Source organism: Hyphomicrobium sp. NDB2Meth4 (genome assembly GCF_900117445.1).
GTDB lineage: Bacteria > Pseudomonadota > Alphaproteobacteria > Rhizobiales > Hyphomicrobiaceae > Hyphomicrobium_A.
Genome location: NZ_FPEJ01000005.1, coordinates 509,756 through 531,451, shown reverse-complemented (window position 1 = coordinate 531,451; position 21,696 = coordinate 509,756). Strand labels below are relative to the sequence as shown.

The following is a 21,696-nucleotide window of genomic DNA, read 5'->3' as shown; positions in this document are numbered from 1 at the left end:
CGCACCTCGACCTAGTTCATCAATGAGAGAGGGCTACCAGCGGCCGCTGATCGCATTGCTGAGGCTCAACGGATCTGCGTCCGGCTTGTGCCGCTTGCGTGCGTGCTTCTTGCTACGCGTTTGCGTTACGGGCTGCGTGACGTCTCCGGTGCTGGCTTCGGCGGAGGCGACAGGGGCGCTGGCAGTGGCGTGGGTGCCGCCGGCGTGGACGCGCTCCTTCGCTTCAGGCTCCAGCACGGTGACTTCCGGCTCGTTCTTCTCTTCAAGTGTCGAGACCATGATCGGTGCATAGAAGGGCACGAGCTTCTTTTCGGTGGCGGCGGCTTCCGCCGTCTCGCCGCCCGACTTCTTGGCCTCGGCCGCGGCGCGCTTGGTCTCAAGCTCGGCGGTGAGCGCGGGGAGCGGCTCGAAGTTGGCCTTTGCGCGCATATGCACGACCTTGTAGCCGCGCTTCTTCAGCTCGGCGAGGATGGTCGGCAATGCGGCGGCGGTCGATGCCTTGATGTCGTGGAACAGGATGATGCCGCCGTTCTGACGCTCGACCTGCTGGATGGTGCGCGCGGCCAGGCGGGAAGGGCTGCCGATGTAGCTATCGTTGGAGACTACATCGACGGTGAAAGCGGCGATGCCGCGCTCCTGCAGGTGTGCGAGGAGCGGGCCGGAGTCACTCAGGCCCGGGAACCGGAAAAACGGCGCGATGGGCTGATCGGCAGCGAGCGCCACGGCGGCGAAGCCGCGCTCGATCTGGTCGGTTGCGCGCTCGAGGGAAAGGGAGCGGAGGTTGAGAGGATGCGACCAGGTGTGCGTGCCCATCGTGTGGCCGCGGCCCATCACCTCTCTGACCATGTCAGGATAAGCCTGGGCCATCTGGCCGACGTAGAAGAACGTCGCCTTGGTGCAGAACTTGTCGAGGGCTGCGAGGATCGGTTTGGTGTACTTGGGCATCGGGCCATCGTCGAAGGTCAGCACGACCTCCTTGGGTCCGAGAAAGCGCGGCTCCTTCTCGTATTTGGTGAAGGCGCCGTAGAGGGGGCCCGACTTTGCGTCGATCTCGACGATGCTCGAGACGCCAAGAGCGTTCTTGGGGTCCTTGCAGGCTTCATCGGCCAGTGCAGGTAGTGCGAGTGCCGATGCAAAAGTGGCCATGGCGCACGCAAGGGAGAAACGACGGTTCAAAGTACACCTCAATCGGTTAGGCGCCCGCGTGGGCAGAGGGATACGCAACTCGTACTCGTTTCGACACGCGCTCATGGCGTGAACCACTTTTTATACCATGGCACGGTTGCCGGTTCGTTGGTAGGCGAGGCGGTCGAGCCGGTGGACAGTTGGGACGATGTGTTGCGCTGATGCGCCCAAGGGAGCACCTCGGTGCCATCATCGCCCGCGCTCTGCTGCGATTGCTGCCAAGTGAGCGAGCGGGGCGCCAGAGGCTCCTTGCTGGCCGCCTGCATCTTGTGGGCGATCAGCTTGGCGGCGCGCGCATCATATTCGGGCAGCGTCTCGGCAGTCTGCTTCGGCACCATGTGAACGACCTTGAAGCCGCGCTTTTTGAGCTCAGTGAGCAGCGCCGGCAGGGCGTTCGCGGTCGATGGCTGGATATCGTGGAAGAGGAGGATTCCTCTGTGACGTCCGGCAAGCTGCGTGAGGACGTTCTTCTGCACCTCTGCTGGATCGCGGGTGCGGAAATCGCGCGAATCCACGTCGATCATGAAACTGGCGATGTGGCGCGCCTTCAGATACTCGACCGCCGCTGCATTGGGCCGCAGATACGGGAAGCGGAAAAATGGGGCGACCGGCGCTCCAAGCGCTGTGGCGACGGCGCTGAGGCCGAGTTCGACCTCTTCCTCGGCCTTGTCGGCGGTGAGGCTGGAGAGCTTGGCGTGCGACCAGGTGTGGCTGCCGATCGTGTGCCCGGCGGTTGCGACCTCGCGCACCATGGCCGGATCGGATGCTGCCATGCGTCCGACCATGAAGAACGTCGCTTTGGTGCAGTGCTGGGCCAGCGCCTTCAAGATGTTGCGCGTGTGTGAGCGAGAGGGGCCGTCGTCGAAGGTGAGGACGATTTCGCCGTCCTTGAGGAAATCAAATCCGCCTTTCTGGCCGCGCCCGAACAGCGGACCTTCAGACGTGTCGACTTCGACGATGCGGGAGAGGCCGAGCACGTCGGCGCGGGTGGCGCAGTTGGCGACCTGGGCAGCTGGATGAGGCGGAGCTTCCTGGGCGCTGGGCTTCGAGATATCGCCGCACGACAGAAGGCAAACGCTCCCCAAGCACAATGTACTCAACCACCGCATCGGTACATTTCGCCCGTTGTCGATCATGCGGTGAGGATGGTCACCGCGCGCTGCTCAAGGGGCTTAACTAGTCCGCAACCACTAAGATTTTCTGTAAAAGTTTTGCAATTGCGTTCATCTTTGAGTGTGTTGTTGCATCTGCGCACCAGACTGCGCAGCGCGCAGCAACGTGCTAAGCCGGGCATCATTCGGTCGATTGAGAGTCACTTGCTGGGCGCCGCGGCGCGACCCGACGCAGACGGAGTGTGCGCTTGGAAAATACGCAGAACGGCACCAGCGCCGGCCGTGAGCAGGAAGTGAAGCCGAGTGCCGATCTGTTCCATGCGGTCGACGAGGCGCTGGAAGCCCAGGACACTGCGGCGCTGCGGTCACTGGTTGCAGACGTCAAGGGGCCCGACCTTACTGACCTTATCCAATGGCTCGGGCCCGAACAGCGCGTCGCACTGATCGAGGCGCTGGGACCGGACTTCGACTTCGAAGCGCTTGTCGGCGTCGACGAGAAGGTGCGCGATCAGCTGTCCGAGGCGCTGCCGAACGACGTGCTGGCCAAGGCCGTCAGCGACCTCGATACCGACGATGCCGCCTATCTCCTCGAAGGCCTCGAAGAGGACGACCAGAAGGAGATCCTGGATCAGCTGCCGCAGGGCGACCGCGCTGCCTTGCAGCGTAACCTGCTCTATCCGGAGGAAACCGCCGGCCGCCTCATGCAGGCAGACTTCGTCGCGGTGCCGCCGTTCTGGACCGTGGGGCAGGTCATAGATTTCGCGCGGGAGACCGAGGATCTGCCGGATACCTTTTCGGAGATCTTCGTCGTCGATCCCGGATACCACCTTCTCGGCAGCGTCGACATCTCGCGCCTGCTGCGCTCGAAGCGCGACCTGCCGATCGCGAAGATCATGGACACCGATCGCCACATCGTGTTCGCGACCGCCGACCAGGAAGAGGTGGCGCGGCAGTTCGAGCGCTATGGCCTGATGGCGGCGCCCGTCGTCGACAGTAACGACCGACTCGTCGGTGTCGTCACCGTAGACGACGTCGTCGAGGTCATCGAGCAGGAGGCGGACGAGGACGCAAAGCTGCTGGCCGGCGTCGGCGACGAACGGCTGACGGACAGCGTGCGCCAGATCGCGCCGCCGCGTCTCGCGTGGCTGTTCGTCAATCTGGGCACCGCGGTCGTCTCGGCGTCGGTGATCAAGATGTTCGGCGCCAGCATCCAGCAGATGGTGGCGCTCGCGGTGCTGATGCCGATGGTTGCTTCGATGGGTGGCAACGCGGGAACTCAGACCATGACTGTCAGTGTGCGTGCACTGGCGACGCGTCAGCTCAACCCGGCGAATATCCCACGCGTTGTGGCACGCGAGGCCGCTGTTGGACTAATCAACGGCTTGACGTTCGCGGTGTTCCTGTCACTTCTTGCTGTGTATTGGTTCGGTGCCGATCAGCTCGGCGTTGTGATTGCCGTCGCCATCATCATCAACATGATCGCGGCAGCGCTGGCAGGCATCTTCATTCCGCTAGCACTCGACAGGCTAGGGTTTGACCCCGCCGTGGCGTCCACGGTGTTCGTCACAACAGTGACAGACGTCATAGGGTTTTTCTCGTTCCTGGGGCTAGCGACGCTTTGGCTTGGATGAGGCAAAGATGAGCGTTGAGAGTGACGTCAGCATTCGGCCGCTGCGCGCTTCAGATCGCGAGGCGTGGGATCGGCTGTTCCACGGCTACATCAATTTCTACGAGGCGAAGGTTCCGGCCGACGTGATCGACCTGACCTGGGAGCGCCTCATCGGCGAGAAGGATGGCTTCTGGGGTGCCGTCGCGGTGGACGAGCATGACCGTCCCATCGGGCTCGCGCACGTCGTGTTTCACCCCTCGACGTGGTCGTCGACGAGCTACTGCTATCTGGAAGATCTCTACGTAGACCGCGACGCGCGCCGGCACGGCGTGGGGCGCGCGCTCATCAAAGCGGTGTACGAGGAAGCCGATAGGCGCGGGGCGAGCCGCACCTATTGGGCAACGAAGCTGGACAACAGCCAGGCGCGGCGGCTGTACGATCGCGTGGCGACGCTCAGTCCGTTCGTGCAGTACCGCCGCTGATCGAGATCACCGCGGCGGTACTGGCGCCACCGCTATTTCGCGGCTTTGACGAGGATGGCGGAGAAGCGTTCCGAAGGGATGCGGAAGAAGCCGCGGCCGCCGGCGAGCGCGCGATAGCAATCGGATGCCTCGGTGAGCAGCAGCTTCAGCCAAGCATCGGAGCTGAGGCAAGAGGGGCAAGAGTCGATAAAGAAGATCGAAGAGTCGGGCGAATAGCGCACGTGCAGGAGGACGTCCTGCGACTTCGCTTCGGGCTCTGCCTTGATCTGTGGCGTCACCTTGGTTTCGGTCTTCTCGGCTACGGCAAGCTCGGCAACGGCGGACATCGTGGCTCTCCTGTCTGCAAGGCTCATGTGTGCAAGGCTCATGGCCGCGATGCTCGTTGCGAACGCGCGGTCATGACAGTTTTGTTGCAGCGCAGGATGCGTTCAATGATCTAAGCCAAATTTCGCGTTGCATTCGAGCGACGCGGCGGTGTGTCATCCCTTCCCGATGCGTGTCAGGCCTTTTTGACGAATTCCGATTTGAGGCTCATGGCGCCGATACCGTCGATCTTGCAATCGATGTCGTGGTCGCTGTCGACAAGGCGGATGTTCTTCACCTTGGTGCCCATCTTGAGAACCTTCGAGGAGCCTTTGAGCTTCAGGTCCTTGATGAGGACCACGCTGTCGCCATCCTGGAGCGTGTTGCCGGCGGCGTCGCGGTAGACCTTGCCTTCTGCCTCAGCGGGGGCAGTAGCGGCTTGCGGGTCCCACTCGTGAGCGCACTCGGGGCAGATGTAGAGACCGCGATCCTCGTAGGTGTATTCGCAGTTGCATTTCGGGCACGGCGGTAGCGTGGTCATTGGCATTCCCTGAAGATTGGCTGCGGGGGTGCTAGCGCATGGGACGCCAAACCGGAAGCGAAAAGCCAATCATCTCGGGTCGAGGGGGCCGCACCAGCCGGGCAGGAAATCGGCGTCGGAGCTCTTGGCCAGCCGCAGTGCTTTTTCCAACGCATCGGCGAAGTTTTCTTCGACCAGCTTGCGCTTGATGCGCCGGCGCAGGAAATCAGCCCACAAAAACTCGCTGAACGGGGTTGTATCCTTCGCGAAGCCGCCGATACGCCGCAACTCCCCGGCAAGGCTGCGGTAGGGGTCGTCTTCGAGGCCGGTGACGGACTTTGGGATTGAGTGGTACTCGCGGCGACGGCCCTGGGCATCGAACGGGTGAAGCCAGTTGCGGTTGTCGAGAAAGACCCAGAACGCGTCCATCTCGATCCTGCTCAGGTCGGCGACGACGGTGACGAGAACGTCCTTGCGCCCTTCGTCGTGCAGCGCGCGGGCCAGATGATGATGGTCGATGATGTAGTGGCGTCGCTTCGGACCGAGGATCGTCGGCATCATGTGCTCGGCCAGAAACTTGAGCTCTTCCTTTTCGCCCTTCTCGCGCCATCGCTTGCGCTTGGCTTCGACCTCGCGCATGCCGACAGTTATTTGAGTGGGGCGCAGGTCTTCGATCTTCACCGGCTTTAGCGTCGGCTCGCGGACGACGGCCATCGTGACCTCCTGGGGGTAAGCCTCAACGACGATTGACATCGAAATGGCAAAACGCCGCCCTGTCGGGCGGCGTTGTCTGTTCCGGAAGTTGGCGCCGCGTCAGCTCGAAGGCGCGTCGAGGCGGCGGGTCAGGTTCTCGAACTCCTGGCGCAGTTCCTCGTTCTTGAAGATCTGGTCGAACGTTGGGGCCTCGAGCTTCTGGATCGCCTCGAACGAAGCGGCGCTATCGCGCATCAGGTTCTTGAGCTGGAAGCTTGCTTCGACTGTCTCATAGGTGTTGTCGGCGATGCGCAGGTCGTGGACCGCACGGGTGCGCGCGCTGGCGATCTGCTCGCGCTGCTGCTGCAGATAGCGGCGATAGCCCTTGGCGGCTTCGGCGGCGACCTTCTGGGCGTCGCGGTTGGCTTCGAGCGCGCGCTTCTGGTCGGGCCGGTTCTCGGCCTGCAACAGCTTCGTCGTCTTTGCCTGTGCCGACTGGATGTCCTTCAGGATGGCGTTCAGCTTCGGCATGTAGTTGGTGTCGATCTTCTCGATCGCGGTACCCTGCGCGTGCACCAGCATGGCGAACAACGCAGCGTGCATGGCGAAATACTTGCGCGCCGAGTTCATGTTGTCGCCGGCAGCGTTGAGCAGCTTGCCGAGCTGGCTGTCGATGATCTTTGCGGCGTTGAATACGGCGACGAGGCGTACGAGGTCGCCGGAGAGAACGCTGTCGAGCAGCAGATCGACCTGATCGGGCGTCAGCTCCACGCCGGTCTTCGAAAGTGCTCCGGCGATCTCCGCCTTTGTCTTGGCGATCTCGTCCTTGTTCTTGTCGATGCGCGCGTAGGCATCCTTGATGTTTGAATCGAGGCTGGAGACGGTGTCGGTGAGCACGCCGGGAAGGAGCGCGTCCTTGGGCGCGGTGATCTGCTTTTCCTTCAGCGTCGATATCTGGGCTTCGATATCGCGGATGTTCTGGCGAAGCCCTTCCACCTTCTTCTGCATGTCGACGATGGGCACGTCGGTGACGATGCCGAGCGCGGAATCGAGCATGCCGCGAATGCGGGCTTCGCGGTCCTCGCGTGTCTCGGTCCACAAGGGCGTCAGGATGAACTCGTCACGACCGGGAAGCTTCTGGGCTTCGGAGCGCTGGTCGGCTGCATCGCGCAAGATAGCATCGACGGCACGCATCAACTGGCGTGCCTGCTCGAAGGCTTCATCCCCTTCGCGCGGGTCCTTCGGGACGGCGGGTGCGGCCGGAGCAGTGGCAATTGCGGGTGGCGCGACTGTCGTTTCGGCGACGCGCTCGGGTTTCGCTTGGGGCGTTGAGCGGGAGAGCAAGTCGGCGATGCCGTCGCGCTGTGCTGACTGCGCATGCAGTCCGGCAGTCGAAGCGCTGAGCGTCGCAATGATAAGTGCGGTACGGGCCCAACGGGCGTCGGCGGACATTACAAAGCCTCCAAACATGTGCCGCACTTCAATATACGCAAACTTTCACGGCGGACTGGGGCGCAAAATTCGGGCTATTCGATGGTTCGGCTTCAGTTGCCTGTGCGCGACGCCGCCTGTGCGATGAGTTCCGTCAGGCGTGCATCGACCTGGCGCGCATCGTTCAGCACCAGCATGTGGGACAGCACCTCGCCTTTGCCAAGTCCGCCGCCTGCTTGTCCTTTCTTCAAGGTTTCATCAAAGGGATGATCTCCGAGCGCCAGGTGGAGGCGAACCTCCTTGGGTGAGACGCCGAGGAGGGCGAAAGGCGAGGGTTGCCCGATCGCTACTGCGCTTTCACGCAGGGAAAGTGCCGCGGCGGGGGCTGCCTGCCGAACTTTGGCGAGGATGAGCTGCGCTAGCGGCCGGTAGGCCTTTGCCTTGCCGAGCAGGGCTTCGATGTCGGCGGGAACCGAGCTTGGGGCGGGCATCGGCGCAGGTTTCGCCGGCGCGGCGGGTGGCGGCGCCGGTGATGCGGCGATTGCTGCAGGTTGGATCGCCTGCACTGGTCGTAATAGCGTCGTTGGCGCCAAGCGCGGCTCGTTGCGACGGCGCGCTGGACGCCGTGGCGCTGCGCCGCTCGGTACACCGGCATAAATCGGGCGGCCGCCGTTGTGGTGGATGCGTTCCAGCCACGAGGCCTTGGAGAACATCAGTCCTTTATGGCGCAGCCAGTCGATGATGTCGTTGCGATGGGGGAGCTGCGCATCGGTGATGGCCTGCATCCACTCGGCGAGGTCGCGGCCGGTGTTCTCCTTGAGGCCTTCGATGAACTCGCGCTCCTTTTCGCCGAAGTCGATGGCCATGCCCGTTCCCTAGCTCAGATCCAGCGGCGCGACTTCGACTTGTAAGCGCGATAGGCGTCACCGAAGCGGTGCTCGAGGTGGCGCTCCTCGGGGAGGATCGCAAGCCAGGTGACGAGAGCTGCGAAGCCGGCGGCGGCGATGACCAGCCAGATGTTTTTCGTGACCTCGGCGGCACCGAGGAGGATCATCGTGTCCGCGAGATAGATGGGATTACGGAAGCGGCGATAGGGGCCGGTGGTCACCAGCGTCGTGGCGCCTGCGTCCGGCAGGAACGTCGTCCCATGGCCGCGCAGGGTGAGCAGCGCCCAGATCAGGAGCACGATGCCGGCGGCGCCGATGCCGAGACCGACGAGATGTGCTGGCTGATCGTCGATGCCAGGCCAGGGCAGCGGAGCGATGTAGCGCAACGCGATAGCGGCGATGACCACGCCGGCCAGGATGATCGGCGGCCATGGAACGGTGCTCGGCCGCTCGGCGATATCGCTATTCCTGTCGTCGGAGGCCATTTCCGCTTCCTGATGCTCGTCCGGAAATTGACGTTTACACCAGAAACGCGCCCCTCCGTTAACCCACCCTAGCGCGGGGTGGGTGTGGTGTCCTTCGAGGCCGCCAGTTCCGCATTCAGGTCGAATGTCTTGCAGTTCTTCCCGGCGAGGCGGCGGTTGTAGGCCTCGAGCATCGCAAGGTCCTTGCGATGCTGGGCCTCGGGGTCGAGCCCTTCCTTGGTGCCGCCCCAGATCGGGGTGGCGAAGGATTGGAGACCACGGGCGGCAGCAGAAGCCTGTTTGTTCGAGTCGTAGCCGCGCACCTGAAGAATGCGGATCTGCATCATGCCGGTGAGCTTGCGGCAGTCGTATTTCAGCTCGTTATCGCTGAGCTGGTAGCCGGATGCGGGGAGTGAACCGGTGGTGACTTCACTGCTCGGGGCCTTCATGTCGCCGACGAGGTTCGGGCGCATATCGGCGGGCGCGGTAGAGCAGCCACCTGCGAGGGCGCACGCCAGCGCAACGACCATGTGGGTTCGCAGTGCGTACATCGAATCTCCCCGCCTTTACAGCTATCGAGCTTCGAAACGGGGCGGATTGAAGGCATGAGGAGTGCCGGTGGGGGGCGACAAGAAGCCTTTTCGCAGCTGTTGCTTGCGGGTCTCGCTTCAGGTCCGGTAGGTATAGGCCTGCTGCTCAGTGTCCTGGTAGAGAGTATATGCAAATCAAGGCGAATGTTGTTTTGAGTGCGGTTCTGGCTGTCGCGTGCGTTTCACCCGCGCGAGCACAGGAAGAACCGAAAGGTTTTCAGTGCAACTTCACCAGTGGCACGACTTGGACCTTCGATAACGGTGCGTTCAAGAGCGAGCAGCCAAAGCCGATTGCGTTCACGATCGCGGACATCGATCTGGAAGGGCAGAAGGCGAACCTCATCCTCGACAAGACTGCGCCGCCGACGCCGCTGAAGGTGGTGCGCGCGATCAACGCGAACCATTTCCTCGAGGTGGTCAACGAGGGCTTCCTCAACCTTACGACCGTCTACGACAAGGATGCTTCGAGCGGCACGTATCCGGCCGTGCACTCGCGCCACTTCGGAGTGTTGGGGCAGCCGGTGGTGGCGCAGTATGTGGGGTCATGCACGGAGAAATAATCCGGCGCTGTGGATGCCGTCCGCAAGCGCTGGCGGCGGGCCCGCGGAAGGTCCATCTTCGCGCGTGAGTGAGGGAGGATAATGCCGCTTCATCTCATCAAGCTGTGCGTGGGGGTCGAGAGCATCGAGGATCTCGCCAGCTGGCAGAGTGCGCGCATTGCCGAGCAGCGCAAGGCGAAGAAAGAGCCACGCCTTTGGCACATGACATTCCAGACGCCGAAGCGTGAAGCTGAGTTGCTCGACGGCGGCTCGATCTACTGGGTGATCAAAGGCGCGGTGCAGGCCCGCCAGCGCCTCATCGGCTTTGAACAGGGTGAAAGATCCGACGGCAGCAAGGGCTGCCGCATCCTGCTCGATCCGGTGCTGGTGCCGGTGCGGCCGGTGCCGCGGCGGGCGTTTCAGGGGTGGCGCTATCTCAGCGCCGATGATGCGCCGGCTGATATCGGCGGAGGCGATCCCGCCCTGTCCGAGCTTCCGGCCAAGTTGCGGCGCGAGCTGGCAGAGCTTTGTCTCATTTAGCGATCGCTGGTCTTGTGGGCGCGACGCTGCCAGTTGACGGGCGAGCCCTCGGGGTGCCATGCCGTCTCAATGTCTCGTCCTCGTCTCACCAACCTCGTCGAAGGCCTGCCCGCGTTCGTTCCGTTCGTCGGTCCGGAGGCGCAGGAGCGTGCACGTGGCCATGCCTTCCGTGCGCGGCTCGGCGCAAACGAAAGCGTGTTCGGACCCTCGCCCAAGGCGGTTGCCGCCATGCGCGAAGCGGCGGCCGGCAACTGGATGTATTCGGACCCCGAGAGCTACGAGCTGCGCACCGCGATCGCGCGCTTGCACGGCGTCGGGATCGATAATGTCGTGATCGGCGAAGGTATCGATGGGCTGTTGGGCCTGTCGGTGAAACTGGTGGTGGAGCCGGGTTCAGCGGTCGTCACGTCGAATGGAACGTATCCGACTTTCAACTTTCACGTTGCAGGTGGCGGCGGCCGGTTAGTCAACGTTGCTTACCGCAATGACCGGCAGGATCTGGGTGCCCTTGTGGATGCGGCCAATCGCGAGGACGCGCGCATTCTCTACGTGTGCAATCCGGATAACCCGATGGGGGCGTTCTGGGGCGCTGATGGCCTGCGCGAATTGATCGGCGCGCTGCCGGATGGCGTGCTGCTCTGTCTCGATGAAGCCTATTGCGATACTGCCGATCAGAGCCAGATGCTGGCGATCGACGTCTCCAATCCGCAGGTGCTGCGCTTCCGTACCTTCTCGAAGGCCTATGGGCTCGCAGGCGCGCGCATTGGCTATTGCCTGGGTGAGAGCGGCCTCATTCGCCAGTTCGAGAAGATCCGCAATCACTACGGCATCAATCGCGTCGGCCAGATCGGTGCCTTAGCCGCTGTGGAGGATCAGCCCTATCTCAATGAGGTCGTGGCGAAGATTTCGCGTGCACGCGAGATGATTGGTGCGATTGGTCGAAGCAATGGCTTGGTGCCGCTGCCCTCGGGGGCGAATTTCGTCACTATGGATTGCGGGCGGGATGGTGCCTATGCGCGGCGCGTGCTCGATGGTCTACTCGAGCGTGGCGTCTTTGCGCGTATGCCGGGCGTCGCGCCGCTAGATCGCTGCATCCGCGTCAGCTGTGGCAGCGATGAAGACCTCGCGATTTTTGCCGAGACGCTGCCGCAGGCGCTCGTGTCCGCAGGCTGACTGCTGGTGCAACTTACTCCGTGGTCGCATTCCATTAAGCTCCTCAGTGCAAAGATCGCGCGCGATGCTTTTGAACTGAGGCGAAGATGACGAGCACCACTCTCGATTATTCCTCCTGGCTGTTCCAGGCCGTGTGCGTGCTTGCCATCATCTATCTGGCGCTGGGCCTGACTAAGCCGTCGCTGGTGAAGGCGACCCGGCGCAGCACAGTGGCAATCGTCGCAGCCATCGTCCTGATTGCGGCCTCGACGGCTTTCTATTTCGTCGCCAGCAAGCTGCCGGGCGGGACGGACACGCCGGCGCAAATCGATGCCGATATTCAGCAGACGGCTCCAACACAACCTTGACGTTCCAAGCACTTGCTCGATAGCCGTTGACCGGGCCGGATCCGGCGTCATCATGCGCGCACGGGCAGGTGTCATCAGTGCACGCTGCAGATAAAGCCTCGGGCAACGGGGACGGGCGCGATGTACGACAGTCTCATTCAGAACACGCACCTCATCGCGACCATCATTTTCGGCCTGGCGATCATCTATCTGCTGGTGGGGCTGATCAGTCCTGCGTGGGCGGCAGCCAGCGGGCGCGGCACTGTGGTGCTGCGTTCGATTCTCGGTGTGCTGCTGGCGATCGGACTTGCGGTCGGCGTGATCGTCTATACGCACATGCAACCGGATGGTCCGCACGCGGTCGAGGGCTACATCAAGAACCACGACTGGGAGCAGTACCGGACTTCGAAGCCCGAGGAGGCGCCGCCGCCGGCTCCCGCGCAGTAGAGCGGGACGACATCTGAGCCGACCAACAAGAGCAATAGGGAGATCACGTCATGCGCGGGACTGTCGGAATGCTTGTCGGACTTTTGGTGATGACCGTGGGACTTGCGGGGCTCGGGTATGCGTTGTCTCTGATGATGACGCACGCAGATCCTGACGCCGCTCTCAAGGCGGTAGCGGGCCTCGCAACATTCGTCGTGGCTACATTCGTATCGCTGGCCGTAATTCGCTGAGGCAGCTCTCAGTCGGGCCAACGCCGCAGGGCGCGCGACGGGAAAGTCCATTCTGGGGTGACGAGATCGCCGTCGAAGCTCGCCGCGTACCAGGGGGAGCGTTCGGCCGAGGTAGGATTGCGCAAAACGTGCATGTCCTGCGCGGGCATGTAGCTTTGCAGGAGCAGAAAGCGCTTCTCGCCGGTTGCCGCGTTCTCGACTATGTCGGCAACGAGCACTGCGTGGCCGGGAAAGCCGCCTTTGATGAACACGTCGCCAATCGAGATGTCGGCGAGCGCGACTGGCTTCAGCTCGCGTTCGAGCGAATAAGTGCCGGCATAGGCAAACACGTAGTCCATGTACTTGCGAAACGACGCATAGCTCTGGTCACGCCGTGCCGAGAAGCGCAGCCGCTTGCCGTCAGTGTCGTTGAAGGCGATGTCGCGTAGTAGGCCGGCCGCAAACAGCCATTCGCCGCGCAGGCGCATGATCGCGTCGGCGCACTGCTGCAGATCGCGCTTGCCGACATCGATGTCGACCACAGCGACGTGCACGTCCTGGCGCCATTTCGGCGTGCCGGTGAAAGTGAGCACGGGCGCACCTTGCGGCTTCATTGGCAGACCGCGCAGCCAGGCGCCCCAGCTTCCGGGGGCTACGGGGACGCGTGTGAAACCTTGTGGCGGCGGGATACGCTGTTCGAGAGTCTGCGCTTGCACCGCGGCCGTTGCGGAGGGCCAGCTGTAACTGCGGTCGGGGGCTACCTGCGCGGACGAAGCGCTGGCCAGGACGCAGGCTGACGCAAGAACGATGATAAACGCATATCGCATGCTGCGATCGTGCGCGCTGCGTGTGACGCGGCGATGGCCACCCCGTGACCGAGGCATGCCGAGCATTGCTCAGCGCGTGTAAGAGAACGCCTGCATTTGCCAGGGCGTGACGTACATCTGCTGAGCCCACTTCGGCGCACGCTTCACGGTCATGGCGTCGCCCGATGACTTCGAACGCGTGGCCGGGCGCGCAGCTACGGGCGTTCGGTAGGCGCGGATGGCGCGCTTATGGTGCTTGCGCGGTCGGTCTTCATCGGAGGCGTCTGCGTCTTGCTCGCGCGCGGCAACGCTGGTCTTGGGAGCGTTGGGTGAGATCTCGGGTAGGTCGCTCTCAGAGAGGGCGGCCAGCTTGACGGTGGGGCCGGCGTCGGCGAGAGATTCAATATGTGCAGGTAGCGCGGCGTTGCTAGACGGCGGCGTCTGGCTGTCGCTGCGGGTGCTGGTCACCTCCGCGGCGGGCAGCAGCGCCGAAGTGGTGATCGGGGAAACACCCTTTGTTGTCTCGGGGCTGTCGATAGCTTTGGCGAGCGACAGGGTGGGGACTGCCGTCTCCGGCGCGAGTTGCTCGCGCGCGGCAATGAAGTGTGCGTTCTCGATGTAGCCGAGCCGGGTGAGTGAGGTGGCTTGTGCTGTCATCGCGCCGATCGTGCATGAGCACGTAGCGGGACCAGCGAGAACGGCGAGGCCAAGTCCGCCGACGAAAAGGACGGACAAAAAGCCCGTGAGGCGCATGCGGGCGCGTGCGAGGGCGGCAATGGCCGCGGGGGTCGGTGCCAGCGCGCGCTTTGCTCTGTGAGCGATTGTCGATTTGGGAGAGAGCAGTCGAAATCCGCCGACCGCTGGCGCGCTCGAATAGCTGCGCACGGCGGCGAACTGATCGAGCACCCCGAGGAAGCTTTCCGTCGGGTCGAAGCTCTCGAAATGTGAAGACGCAGCGCGCATGGCGCTTACTCCAAATTCAGGGCGCAAATGCTGCGGCAGGCTTGCCGCTTGCCGCACACGGACCAAGCTTTGAACGCTGCTTGAGCCAGGGTGTGCAGCTCATTGAAAGACTGATCAAAAACTGACACGCACATAGTGAATTTTCTACAAATATTCTCAGGTTCTGAACGGCTGTTCTTGGCGGGCTGTATATGCGCCACATAAGCATAAAGCCCGAACGGGCGACCGCTCGGGCTTCTTTGGGATCGCGTTGTTCGAGGCGAAGCTCTGGCGCTATGCGTCCTCGGAAGCGATCTGATGCCAATCGATTTGGTTCTGCGGGTAGCCGATCTGACGTTGCCCGAAGCGCTTCGGGGCGCGGAACCAGCACCCGCTGATATACGGATTGTCGGCTAGCCGTTGCGGAGGCGATCTCGCGAAATCGTCAACCCAGCGGCCCTGCGTAGTCCGGCGGAAACATTTTCATAGACCTCCCTGGTTGCGGAAGAGGTCATACAACCGTGCGCCCGGAAGATGTTTCTGTCAACGGAGGGCGCGGTGTGCGCGACATCTATGCCCGCGCGGCGCGATCGATGTGACCAGGGTTAACACAATATTGAAAGCAGACCCCTTAGCTTCCGTTCGTCGTCGTCCATTCTCGATGCGGCCATGCGCACCGTCCTCAATTTCTTCTCGATGCTCGCTCTCGGCTTGATGATCGCCGCCGTCGTTCTGGTGGCGCCGTCGGGTAATGGTGCGGGCTCGGCAGTTCTAGAGGGCTTCGATATAGCGGCCCCGGCGCTCGACTATCGCTCCGTGATCGCGGGGCTCGGCATCGGGCTGTGCATCGCGCTGTTCGCGCGGATCTCGTGGGTCGAAACGGCGCGCAAAGCTGGGACCTGGACAGCGAGCCAAGCCAAGCGCCTTTGGCTGATCAGCTGGGCCGGCGTGTTCCTCGCCATTCTGTTCTATTTCTGACGTCCCGCGCTGCGGGGCATCTAGCGCGCCGCATCATGCCGTATCGCAGAATCAAAAAGGCCCGAGCGATGCCCGGGCCTTTTCTCGTCAACCGTCGTGCGCCGGTTAGACAGAGTAGTACATGTCGTACTCGACCGGATGCGGGGTCATCTCGTAGCGCATGTTCTCGGCCATCTTCAGCTCGATGTAGGCATCGATCATGTCGTCGGTCATGACGCCGCCGGCCTTGAGGAACGCGCGGTCCTTGTCGAGGCTGTCGAGAGCCTCGCGCAGCGAGCCCGAAACGGTGGGGATGCTGGCGAGTTCGGCAGGCGGCAGGTCATAGAGGTTCTTATCCATCGGGTCGCCCGGATGGAGCTTGTTCACGATGCCGTCGATGCCGGCCATGAGCATGGCGGTGAAGGCGAGATAAGGATTTGCCGCCGGATCGGGGAAGCGAACCTCGAAGCGCTTGGCCTTGGGGCTCGACACGTGCGGGATGCGGCACGAGGCAGAGCGGTTGCGCGCTGAGTAGGCGAGCAGCACCGGAGCTTCATAGCCCGGGACGAGACGCTTATAGGAGTTCGTCGTCGGGTTGGTGAAGGCGTTGAGCGCCTTGGCATGCTTCAGGATGCCGGCGATGTAGCTCAGCGCGGTCTCCGACAGGTCGGCGTACTTGTTGCCGGCGAAGGTCGGGTTGCCGTCCTTCCAGATCGACTGATGCACGTGCATGCCAGAGCCGTTGTCGCCGAAGACTGGCTTGGGCATGAACGTAGCCGTCTTGCCATAGGCCTGAGAGACCATGTGCGTGACGTACTTGTAGATCTGCATGTGGTCGGCCATCGAAACCATCGGGCCGAACTTGATGCCGAGCTCATGCTGAGCGGCGGCCACCTCGTGGTGGTGCTTTTCGACGACGACGCCCATCTCGGCCATCACGGAGATCATCTCCGAGCGAATGTCCTGGCAGCTGTCGATCGGAGGAACGGGGAAGTAGCCGCCCTTGACGCGCGGACGGTGGGCGAGGTTGCCCATCTCGTATTCGGTGTTCGAGTTCGTCGGCAGCTCGGTGGAGTCGACGCGGAAGCCGGTGTTGTAAGGCTCGGTCGAGAAGCGGACGTCGTCGAAGATGAAGAACTCGGCTTCGGGGCCGACGAAGATGGTGTCGCCGATGCCGGTGGACTTCAGGTAGGCCTCGGCCTTCTTGGCGATGCCGCGCGGGTCGCGCTCGTAGAACTGGCCGGTGGAAGGCTCGAGGACGTCGCAGAAAATGGCGACGGTCGACTGAGCGAAGAAGGGATCAAAGTGGACCGAGGAAGGGTCCGGCATCAGCAGCATGTCGGAGGCTTCGATGCCCTTCCAACCGGCGATGGATGAGCCGTCGAAGGCGTAGCCATCGGTGAACACGTCTTCGGTGACCGTGCTCGAATGCGCGGTCACGTGCTGCATCTTGCCCTTGGTATCGGTGAAGCGGAAATCGACGAACTTGACGTCCTTGTCCTTCAAAAGCTTGAGGACATCGCTGGCGCTCTTCATGAGACTCCCCATTGTGTAAGCCTGAGCGGCATTCTTCTTGCGGGAAAAAGGGGCCGGATCGCGGCCCCCTCAGATGCTTCAGATCGCGTCGGAACCGGTTTCGCCGGTGCGGATCCGGATGGCGTTATCGATCGCGGATATGAATATCTTGCCATCGCCGATGCGACCAGTCTTGGCCGCCTTCTGGATGGCTTCGACTGCCTTGTCCAGCATCTCATCAGGGAGAACGACTTCGATCTTAACTTTGGGGAGGAAATCGACGACGTACTCGGCGCCGCGATAGAGTTCGGTGTGTCCTTTCTGGCGACCGAAGCCTTTTGCCTCGAGCACGGTGATGCCTTGCAAGCCTATTTCCTGAAGGGCTTCTTTCACTTCGTCCAGTTTGAATGGCTTGATGATGGCTTCGATCTTCTTCATGACCCCTTGGCCTTCCGAATTTATGTGGTTCCTGCAAGGGCGGCTTGCGCGAACGGCGAGTAGCTAGCATGGCGCATGCCAGTTCTTGGGCGCAAATAAGGTCCTGCAAATACAGCATCTTATTTGTCGCTGAGAGCGGCATGGCTGTTTAAGCCGCAAAGTGTCTGCCTAGAAGTTGGGCAGATTGCATATAAAGATAGCACACGCAATCGGCAGGCGTCTGATGGACAAGCAATTCGCTAAATTAATTGGCACTTCCGACGACCTGGTCCTGCTTACAAACGCGCAAATGGGGCGAGCGGATCAGCTTGCGGTTGCAGCCGGCGTGCCCAGCCTCACGCTGATGGACAACGCCGGGCGCTTCGTGGCGCGGGAAGCCCGGGCGGCACTCGGCTCAGGGCGCCGGGTGGTTGTTCTGTGCGGGCCGGGTAACAACGGCGGAGACGGGTTCGTCGCTGCGCGCTACCTGCAGGAGGGGGGTGCCGATGTGCGGCTTGGTCTGCTGTGCGAGGTTGGCGCTCTGAAGGGCGATGCGGCCACCATGGCGCAGCGCTGGAGCGGTGAGATTGAGCGGCTCTCGCCGGACCTCATCAAGGGCGCCGACCTGGTGATCGATGCACTGTTCGGTGCCGGGCTTGCACGGCCGATCACTGGCATCGCGGCGGAGATCATCGTGGCGCTGAACGATAGCGCCGTCCCAGTTGTTGCGGTCGATGTCCCGAGCGGTCTCAACGGCAGCACGGGCGAGGCGCTTGGGCCGGTGGTTGAGGCAACCCGAACGGTTACGTTCTTCAGGCGTAAGCCCGGCCACCTTTTGATGCCGGGGCGCGCGCTGTGTGGCCCTGTCGCCGTCGGCGACATCGGGACGCCTGACGCAGTGCTTGCCGAGATCGATGCCAAGACGTGGGCAAATGCACCAGGGCTGTGGTGCGCGAGCTATCCGTGGCCGAAGCTCGAGGGCCATAAGTACAGCCGAGGCCATGCGTTGGTGGTGTCAGGCCCTGCCGCGCATACGGGTGCGGCGCGTATGGGCGCTCGTGGGGCGCTGCGCGCTGGCGCCGGACTGGTGACGGTGGCGAGCCCGCCGGATGCCGTAGCCATCAATGCTGCGCACCTCACGGCGATCATGCTGCTGGAGTTCGAGGGTGCTGCTGGCCTTTCCGCCATCCTCGCCGACAAGCGCAAGAACGCAGTCCTGCTGGGGCCGGCGCTGGGCGTCTGCGCGGGAACGCGTCAGTTGGTCGATGCTGTACTGGCGTCAGGCGCTGCGACGGTGCTCGATGCCGATGCGCTGACCTCGTTTGCCGAGGATGCATCGGCGCTGTTCGAGGTGATCGGTGCGTCTGCCGATCGCTCGGTGGTGCTGACCCCGCACGAGGGCGAGTTTCATCGGCTTTTCGGCGATATAAGCGGCGAGGGAAAGCTAGACCGGGCGCGCGCCGCGGCGCTTCGCTCGGGGGCTATCTTGGTGCTGAAGGGGGCTGATACGGTCATCGCGAGCCCCGACGGCCGCGCGGCGATCAACGAGAATGCGCCGCCATGGCTGGCGACGGCGGGGGCGGGGGACGTGCTCGGCGGCGTCATCACCGGGTTGCTGGCCCAGGGCATGCCGGGGTTCGAGGCGGCGTGTGCCGGGGTGTGGCTGCACGGGGCAGCGGCCGGGGCGTTCGGGCCTGGGCTCATTGCCGAGGACATCCCGGAGATGATCCCATTGGTTCTGCGGGCGCTTGTGGGACCGGCAGTCGTATAACTATTGGGTGCCACAATCGGCATCTAATGGCCTATGCTGGATTCGCGGCGGAAAGGGACGCCGCTTCGATCGAAGCCGACGGGTTGCGAATGCTTAGACGGGCAGTCCTCGCCATTGCCGTGATGCCGCTTTTCAGTGGCGGCCTGCTGGCGGCCGCGGGGGACGCGGCTGTCAAAGCCCAGGATGCCGCGACCGCTCTGGTGCGGGGCGACGCTGGACAGGCAGTCGCCGGCTACACCGAGGCACTAAAAGACACCTCTCTGCCGAATGACCGGCGCGCCACGATTCTCACCGACCGTGCTGTCGCCTATGCCCGGCTCGGACAGACGAAACTGGCGATCGACGATTTCAACCGCGCGGCCCAACTGTTCCCGGAATACGCGGCGATCTACAACAATCGCGGCAACCTGCTGCTGGCGCTTGGCTATCCGGAAGAAGCCATCAAGGATTTCAATCGCGCAATCGTGCTGGCACCGGGGTATGCGGCGGCGCTGTCGAACCGTGCTGGCGCCTACGCGAAGCTGGGGCAGAGCGATCTGGCGATCCGCGACTACACTGCGGCCGTGCGGCTGATGCCGCAATCGGCTGCGCCGCTGGCGGGGCGGGGGAGAGTGCATCTCGCCGTTGGCCGGCCGCATGCAGCCATCCGAGATTTTTCGCGTGCGGTGACGGCGGATCCGCGCTTTGCGGCGGCCTATCGCAGTCGCGGTGAAGCCAAGTTCGACACCATGCGGTTGCAGGATGCGGTCGAGGACCTGTCGCGGGCGATTGCCTTCGATGCCAATAATGCTGAGCTCTACGTGATCAGGGGGCAGGCTTACCTCGCATCGGACAATGCGGGCGCCGCACTGAAAGACTTCACGCAAGCGACGACGCTCGATCCGCGCTCGGCGCGCGCATTGGCGGCGCGCGGACTGGCGAACGCCATCGCACAGAACTACGAGGAAGCCTTCACGGACCTCAACCGCGCAATCGAGCTCGACCCGCGGTCGGGCATTGCGTTCGCCTACCGCGCTGTAGCCTACAAGAAGAGCGGGCAGACGGACGTCGGTATCAAAGATGCCGAGACGGCGGAGAAGCTCGATCCGGATGGGCCGGAGGTTCTATGGGCACGCGCCGAAATCGAGGAAGCGCAGGGGCGGACCGATCAGGCCGTCGCGGACTACAAGCGGGCGGTGGCGCTAAAGCCTCGCCTGAAGATGGCCGCCGATGGTCTGCAGCGGCTCGGCGCGGATACGGGTAGCACCGAGGATCGCGAGGTCGCCGGTGCGGGCGTCGACAGCTGGAAGGTGGTGCAGCAGGGGACGCGCTATTACGCGGTCAGCGATAAGTTTCGCCGGTTGCGCATTCCATTGGAAATGGCCGGTGACGGGCAACCGCAGCTTCTGGAGTGGGAGCTGAAGCAACCGCCGCTGCGCGGGATAGCGACGCTGCGTTTCGCGGCTGGAGCGGTACCTGGGCCGACGGGACCTCAAGAGGTCGAGCAAGTCGCCATCCTCGATCTTTCCAACAACACGGTGGTCGGCATCGAGCCGCATCGTGAAGGTAAAAAGGTGGCGAGCTGGACCTGGCAGGACGACCGGGTCGTCGTTGCGAGCGTCGATGGCGCAACCGATGAATTCATCCTCAGGGCCAACGTCGCGCGCGGGACGGACAACCGTCGTTATTCCAGCTCGGAATCGGGCTTCTGGGCGCCGTGGGGCCAGCTCGATTCCTCGGCGCAGGGGGAGCGTCGCGAGCGGCGCCGTTCGAAGCCCAAGACGCTTTTCCAGTTCCTTTTCAATTGAACCGACAGTGCTGCCGTTCGGCTACACGCGCGGCGAGAAATGCCGGCGCTGTACGAGGCATGGCTTTGGCGGGTTGCTCCTTACCCGCCTCAATGGGAAGCTCGGGCGTTGCCAAGCTGTTGCGGCTTACATAGCTAAACTGGCGTCGATATTAAGCTTTCTGCATCGTTCACCAATTACCTTGGTGCGGTGTTCGGGCAGCGTTTGAGGAGAGAGTAAAGAGCGATGCGTTGGTTTGTTGCGTTGTTTATGGCGATTTCCGCTTTTGGCTTTGCGTCTGCGAAGGCTGAAACGCCGATGGTCGTGGCAGCAGCAAACCCCGGGGTAGCAGCCCCGGCGCACTCGAGCTCTCAGGTGATCGATGTGGCTCTACCTGCTGCTGAAGAAGCGGCGGTCAGCGAGCCTGAAGAAGGAGCGGCGCTCGAGCCACCTGAGCCGACGCTGTTCGCCCGTATCGACCTTACAACCCAGACGATGACGGTCTCGGACAAAAACGGCGAGATCGCACGCTGGAAGATTTCATCGGCGCGTGGCGGCTACAAAACGCCGACGGGAACCTATACGCCGCACTACACGGCGCGCATGCACTACTCCAAACAGTATCACAATTCGCCGATGCCCTATTCGGTGTTCTTCAACCGGGGCGTCGCTGTGCACGGCACCAACGACCTGCGCAATCTCGGCCGGCCGGCTTCGCATGGCTGCGTGCGCTCACACCCGAAGAACGCCAAGGTCTTCTATGATCTGGTGCAGAAGCACGGGGCTCAGATGACGCGCGTGACTGTCGTCGGGACGCCGCCGTATTCGCCGGCCGTGGCCGAGCGTCCGCGTCGCCGGGTTGCCAAGCCGCAGCCGACGTTCCAGCCATTCGGTGGGTTGTTCGGCTACAGCCAGCCACCGAAGAAGGCGAAGAAGAAGCAGTACGGCGGAAGCTACAACACCTGGTGATCGCCGATCCCAGCGAAGCACTTGCCGGGCGCCCGAGTGGCGC

25 protein-coding genes are annotated in these 21,696 nt (G+C 63.0%); 12 read left to right on the top strand and 13 right to left on the bottom strand.

The genetic code is table 11. From position 1 onward, the window contains the following. Nucleotides 1-33: 33 nt before the first annotated feature. Nucleotides 34-1,146, bottom strand: a complete 1,113-nt coding sequence (locus NDB2M4_RS11535) for a polysaccharide deacetylase family protein (protein WP_072374866.1) — start codon at nt 1,144-1,146, stop codon at nt 34-36. 101 nt (nt 1,147-1,247) lie between these two features. After that, nucleotides 1,248-2,270, bottom strand: a complete 1,023-nt coding sequence (locus NDB2M4_RS11530; RefSeq protein WP_072374863.1) for a polysaccharide deacetylase family protein — start codon at nt 2,268-2,270, stop codon at nt 1,248-1,250. 275 nt (nt 2,271-2,545) lie between these two features. On the opposite strand from NDB2M4_RS11530, the gene mgtE reads away from it, so the two are divergent. Further along, nucleotides 2,546-3,928, top strand: a complete 1,383-nt coding sequence (gene mgtE / locus NDB2M4_RS11525; protein ID WP_244536143.1) for a magnesium transporter — start codon at nt 2,546-2,548, stop codon at nt 3,926-3,928. 7 nt (nt 3,929-3,935) lie between these two features. Next, complete coding sequence (locus tag NDB2M4_RS11520) at nt 3,936-4,388, top strand: GNAT family N-acetyltransferase (protein WP_072375104.1); 453 nt, start codon at nt 3,936-3,938, stop codon at nt 4,386-4,388. A gap of 32 nt (nt 4,389-4,420) precedes the next feature. Here NDB2M4_RS11520 and NDB2M4_RS11515 read toward each other — a convergent pair whose 3' ends face one another. The 7 genes from NDB2M4_RS11515 to NDB2M4_RS11485 all read right to left on the bottom strand — a co-directional run bounded on the left by NDB2M4_RS11515 (nt 4,421) and on the right by NDB2M4_RS11485 (nt 9,237). Then, entirely contained in the window at nt 4,421-4,714 is a 294-nt protein-coding gene (locus NDB2M4_RS11515; RefSeq protein ID WP_083556181.1) for a hypothetical protein, read from the bottom strand. A 173-nt stretch (nt 4,715-4,887) separates the two neighbouring features. Further along, nucleotides 4,888-5,232: a zinc ribbon domain-containing protein YjdM gene (locus NDB2M4_RS11510; protein ID WP_072374857.1), complete on the bottom strand. Its 345-nt coding sequence runs from the start codon at nt 5,230-5,232 to the stop codon at nt 4,888-4,890. A gap of 69 nt (nt 5,233-5,301) precedes the next feature. After that, nucleotides 5,302-5,925 carry a ParB-like protein gene (locus tag NDB2M4_RS11505; RefSeq protein WP_072375100.1) on the bottom strand — a complete coding sequence of 208 codons (624 nt, stop codon included), beginning with the start codon at nt 5,923-5,925 and terminating at the stop codon, nt 5,302-5,304. Nucleotides 5,926-6,024: 99 nt separating this feature from the next. Continuing rightward, entirely contained in the window at nt 6,025-7,356 is a 1,332-nt protein-coding gene (locus NDB2M4_RS11500; protein WP_072374854.1) for a hypothetical protein, read from the bottom strand. 92 nt (nt 7,357-7,448) lie between these two features. Further along, nucleotides 7,449-8,201 carry a DUF5655 domain-containing protein gene (locus tag NDB2M4_RS11495; RefSeq protein WP_072374851.1) on the bottom strand — a complete coding sequence of 251 codons (753 nt, stop codon included), beginning with the start codon at nt 8,199-8,201 and terminating at the stop codon, nt 7,449-7,451. Nucleotides 8,202-8,215: 14 nt separating this feature from the next. Next, nucleotides 8,216-8,707, bottom strand: coding sequence for a methyltransferase family protein (locus tag NDB2M4_RS11490; RefSeq protein WP_072374848.1), 492 nt, complete (start codon nt 8,705-8,707; stop codon nt 8,216-8,218). Between the two features lie 68 nt (nt 8,708-8,775). Continuing rightward, complete coding sequence (locus tag NDB2M4_RS11485; RefSeq protein ID WP_139247212.1) at nt 8,776-9,237, bottom strand: hypothetical protein; 462 nt, start codon at nt 9,235-9,237, stop codon at nt 8,776-8,778. A gap of 167 nt (nt 9,238-9,404) precedes the next feature. Between NDB2M4_RS11485 and NDB2M4_RS11480 the strand changes: the two genes are divergently transcribed. The 6 genes from NDB2M4_RS11480 (at nt 9,405) to NDB2M4_RS19975 (ending at nt 12,531) form a co-directional block, all read left to right on the top strand. Continuing rightward, nucleotides 9,405-9,836 (top strand): hypothetical protein, encoded by a 432-nt coding sequence (locus NDB2M4_RS11480; RefSeq protein WP_072374842.1) that lies wholly within the window; start codon nt 9,405-9,407, stop codon nt 9,834-9,836. An 81-nt stretch (nt 9,837-9,917) separates the two neighbouring features. Continuing rightward, complete coding sequence (locus NDB2M4_RS11475; RefSeq protein WP_072374839.1) at nt 9,918-10,355, top strand: DUF1489 family protein; 438 nt, start codon at nt 9,918-9,920, stop codon at nt 10,353-10,355. Nucleotides 10,356-10,424: 69 nt separating this feature from the next. Beyond that, a complete protein-coding gene (locus tag NDB2M4_RS11470) occupies nt 10,425-11,528 on the top strand; it encodes a pyridoxal phosphate-dependent aminotransferase (RefSeq protein ID WP_072374836.1) in 1,104 nt (367 codons plus the stop codon). Nucleotides 11,529-11,614: 86 nt separating this feature from the next. Then, the gene (locus NDB2M4_RS11465; protein WP_072374833.1) at nt 11,615-11,875 is read left to right on the top strand and encodes a hypothetical protein; all 261 of its coding nucleotides are present in this window, start codon (nt 11,615-11,617) and stop codon (nt 11,873-11,875) included. A gap of 120 nt (nt 11,876-11,995) precedes the next feature. Next, entirely contained in the window at nt 11,996-12,301 is a 306-nt protein-coding gene (locus NDB2M4_RS11460) for a hypothetical protein (protein ID WP_072374830.1), read from the top strand. A gap of 50 nt (nt 12,302-12,351) precedes the next feature. Beyond that, nucleotides 12,352-12,531 carry a hypothetical protein gene (locus NDB2M4_RS19975; protein ID WP_139247211.1) on the top strand — a complete coding sequence of 60 codons (180 nt, stop codon included), beginning with the start codon at nt 12,352-12,354 and terminating at the stop codon, nt 12,529-12,531. An 8-nt stretch (nt 12,532-12,539) separates the two neighbouring features. Here the strand turns inward: NDB2M4_RS19975 and NDB2M4_RS11455 are convergent, their stop codons facing one another. Beyond that, entirely contained in the window at nt 12,540-13,337 is a 798-nt protein-coding gene (locus NDB2M4_RS11455) for a DUF4846 domain-containing protein (RefSeq protein ID WP_072375098.1), read from the bottom strand. 69 nt (nt 13,338-13,406) lie between these two features. Beyond that, nucleotides 13,407-14,279: a hypothetical protein gene (locus tag NDB2M4_RS11450; protein ID WP_072374827.1), complete on the bottom strand. Its 873-nt coding sequence runs from the start codon at nt 14,277-14,279 to the stop codon at nt 13,407-13,409. A 648-nt stretch (nt 14,280-14,927) separates the two neighbouring features. Here NDB2M4_RS11450 and NDB2M4_RS11445 point away from each other — a divergent pair. Further along, entirely contained in the window at nt 14,928-15,236 is a 309-nt protein-coding gene (locus NDB2M4_RS11445; RefSeq protein ID WP_072374824.1) for a hypothetical protein, read from the top strand. Between the two features lie 105 nt (nt 15,237-15,341). Here the strand turns inward: NDB2M4_RS11445 and glnA are convergent, their stop codons facing one another. Beyond that, nucleotides 15,342-16,751 (bottom strand): type I glutamate--ammonia ligase, encoded by a 1,410-nt coding sequence (glnA, locus tag NDB2M4_RS11440; protein ID WP_072374822.1) that lies wholly within the window; start codon nt 16,749-16,751, stop codon nt 15,342-15,344. Nucleotides 16,752-16,829: 78 nt separating this feature from the next. Next, complete coding sequence (locus NDB2M4_RS11435) at nt 16,830-17,168, bottom strand: P-II family nitrogen regulator (RefSeq protein WP_072374820.1); 339 nt, start codon at nt 17,166-17,168, stop codon at nt 16,830-16,832. Between the two features lie 223 nt (nt 17,169-17,391). On the opposite strand from NDB2M4_RS11435, the gene NDB2M4_RS11430 reads away from it, so the two are divergent. The 3 genes from NDB2M4_RS11430 to NDB2M4_RS11420 all read left to right on the top strand — a co-directional run bounded on the left by NDB2M4_RS11430 (nt 17,392) and on the right by NDB2M4_RS11420 (nt 21,653). Continuing rightward, nucleotides 17,392-18,918 carry a bifunctional ADP-dependent NAD(P)H-hydrate dehydratase/NAD(P)H-hydrate epimerase gene (locus NDB2M4_RS11430; protein ID WP_072374817.1) on the top strand — a complete coding sequence of 509 codons (1,527 nt, stop codon included), beginning with the start codon at nt 17,392-17,394 and terminating at the stop codon, nt 18,916-18,918. Between the two features lie 89 nt (nt 18,919-19,007). Next, entirely contained in the window at nt 19,008-20,705 is a 1,698-nt protein-coding gene (locus NDB2M4_RS11425; RefSeq protein ID WP_072375096.1) for a tetratricopeptide repeat protein, read from the top strand. Between the two features lie 225 nt (nt 20,706-20,930). Then, on the top strand, nt 20,931-21,653 hold the full coding sequence (locus NDB2M4_RS11420) for a L,D-transpeptidase (protein WP_244536142.1): 723 nt from the start codon (nt 20,931-20,933) through the stop codon (nt 21,651-21,653). Nucleotides 21,654-21,696: the final 43 nt, after the last annotated feature.

Bases quoted from the DNA above. Each gene is read 5' to 3' on its own strand.
- NDB2M4_RS11535 (WP_072374866.1), bottom strand. From the start codon at position 1,146: ATGGCCACTTTTGCATCGGCACTCGCACTACCTGCACTGGCCGATGAA.
- NDB2M4_RS11520 (WP_072375104.1), top strand. From the start codon at position 3,936: ATGAGCGTTGAGAGTGACGTCAGCATTCGGCCGCTGCGCGCTTCAGAT.
- NDB2M4_RS11515 (WP_083556181.1), bottom strand. From the start codon at position 4,714: ATGTCCGCCGTTGCCGAGCTTGCCGTAGCCGAGAAGACCGAAACCAAG.
- NDB2M4_RS11510 (WP_072374857.1), bottom strand. From the start codon at position 5,232: ATGACCACGCTACCGCCGTGCCCGAAATGCAACTGCGAATACACCTAC.
- NDB2M4_RS11505 (WP_072375100.1), bottom strand. From the start codon at position 5,925: ATGGCCGTCGTCCGCGAGCCGACGCTAAAGCCGGTGAAGATCGAAGAC.
- NDB2M4_RS11500 (WP_072374854.1), bottom strand. From the start codon at position 7,356: ATGTCCGCCGACGCCCGTTGGGCCCGTACCGCACTTATCATTGCGACG.
- NDB2M4_RS11495 (WP_072374851.1), bottom strand. From the start codon at position 8,201: ATGGCCATCGACTTCGGCGAAAAGGAGCGCGAGTTCATCGAAGGCCTC.
- NDB2M4_RS11490 (WP_072374848.1), bottom strand. From the start codon at position 8,707: ATGGCCTCCGACGACAGGAATAGCGATATCGCCGAGCGGCCGAGCACC.
- NDB2M4_RS11485 (WP_139247212.1), bottom strand. From the start codon at position 9,237: ATGTACGCACTGCGAACCCACATGGTCGTTGCGCTGGCGTGCGCCCTC.
- NDB2M4_RS11480 (WP_072374842.1), top strand. From the start codon at position 9,405: ATGCAAATCAAGGCGAATGTTGTTTTGAGTGCGGTTCTGGCTGTCGCG.
- NDB2M4_RS11475 (WP_072374839.1), top strand. From the start codon at position 9,918: ATGCCGCTTCATCTCATCAAGCTGTGCGTGGGGGTCGAGAGCATCGAG.
- NDB2M4_RS11470 (WP_072374836.1), top strand. From the start codon at position 10,425: ATGTCTCGTCCTCGTCTCACCAACCTCGTCGAAGGCCTGCCCGCGTTC.
- NDB2M4_RS11465 (WP_072374833.1), top strand. From the start codon at position 11,615: ATGACGAGCACCACTCTCGATTATTCCTCCTGGCTGTTCCAGGCCGTG.
- NDB2M4_RS11460 (WP_072374830.1), top strand. From the start codon at position 11,996: ATGTACGACAGTCTCATTCAGAACACGCACCTCATCGCGACCATCATT.
- NDB2M4_RS19975 (WP_139247211.1), top strand. From the start codon at position 12,352: ATGCGCGGGACTGTCGGAATGCTTGTCGGACTTTTGGTGATGACCGTG.
- NDB2M4_RS11455 (WP_072375098.1), bottom strand. From the start codon at position 13,337: ATGCGATATGCGTTTATCATCGTTCTTGCGTCAGCCTGCGTCCTGGCC.
- NDB2M4_RS11450 (WP_072374827.1), bottom strand. From the start codon at position 14,279: ATGCGCGCTGCGTCTTCACATTTCGAGAGCTTCGACCCGACGGAAAGC.
- NDB2M4_RS11445 (WP_072374824.1), top strand. From the start codon at position 14,928: ATGCGCACCGTCCTCAATTTCTTCTCGATGCTCGCTCTCGGCTTGATG.
- glnA (WP_072374822.1), bottom strand. From the start codon at position 16,751: ATGAAGAGCGCCAGCGATGTCCTCAAGCTTTTGAAGGACAAGGACGTC.
- NDB2M4_RS11435 (WP_072374820.1), bottom strand. From the start codon at position 17,168: ATGAAGAAGATCGAAGCCATCATCAAGCCATTCAAACTGGACGAAGTG.
- NDB2M4_RS11430 (WP_072374817.1), top strand. From the start codon at position 17,392: ATGGACAAGCAATTCGCTAAATTAATTGGCACTTCCGACGACCTGGTC.
- NDB2M4_RS11425 (WP_072375096.1), top strand. From the start codon at position 19,008: ATGCTTAGACGGGCAGTCCTCGCCATTGCCGTGATGCCGCTTTTCAGT.
- NDB2M4_RS11420 (WP_244536142.1), top strand. From the start codon at position 20,931: ATGCGTTGGTTTGTTGCGTTGTTTATGGCGATTTCCGCTTTTGGCTTT.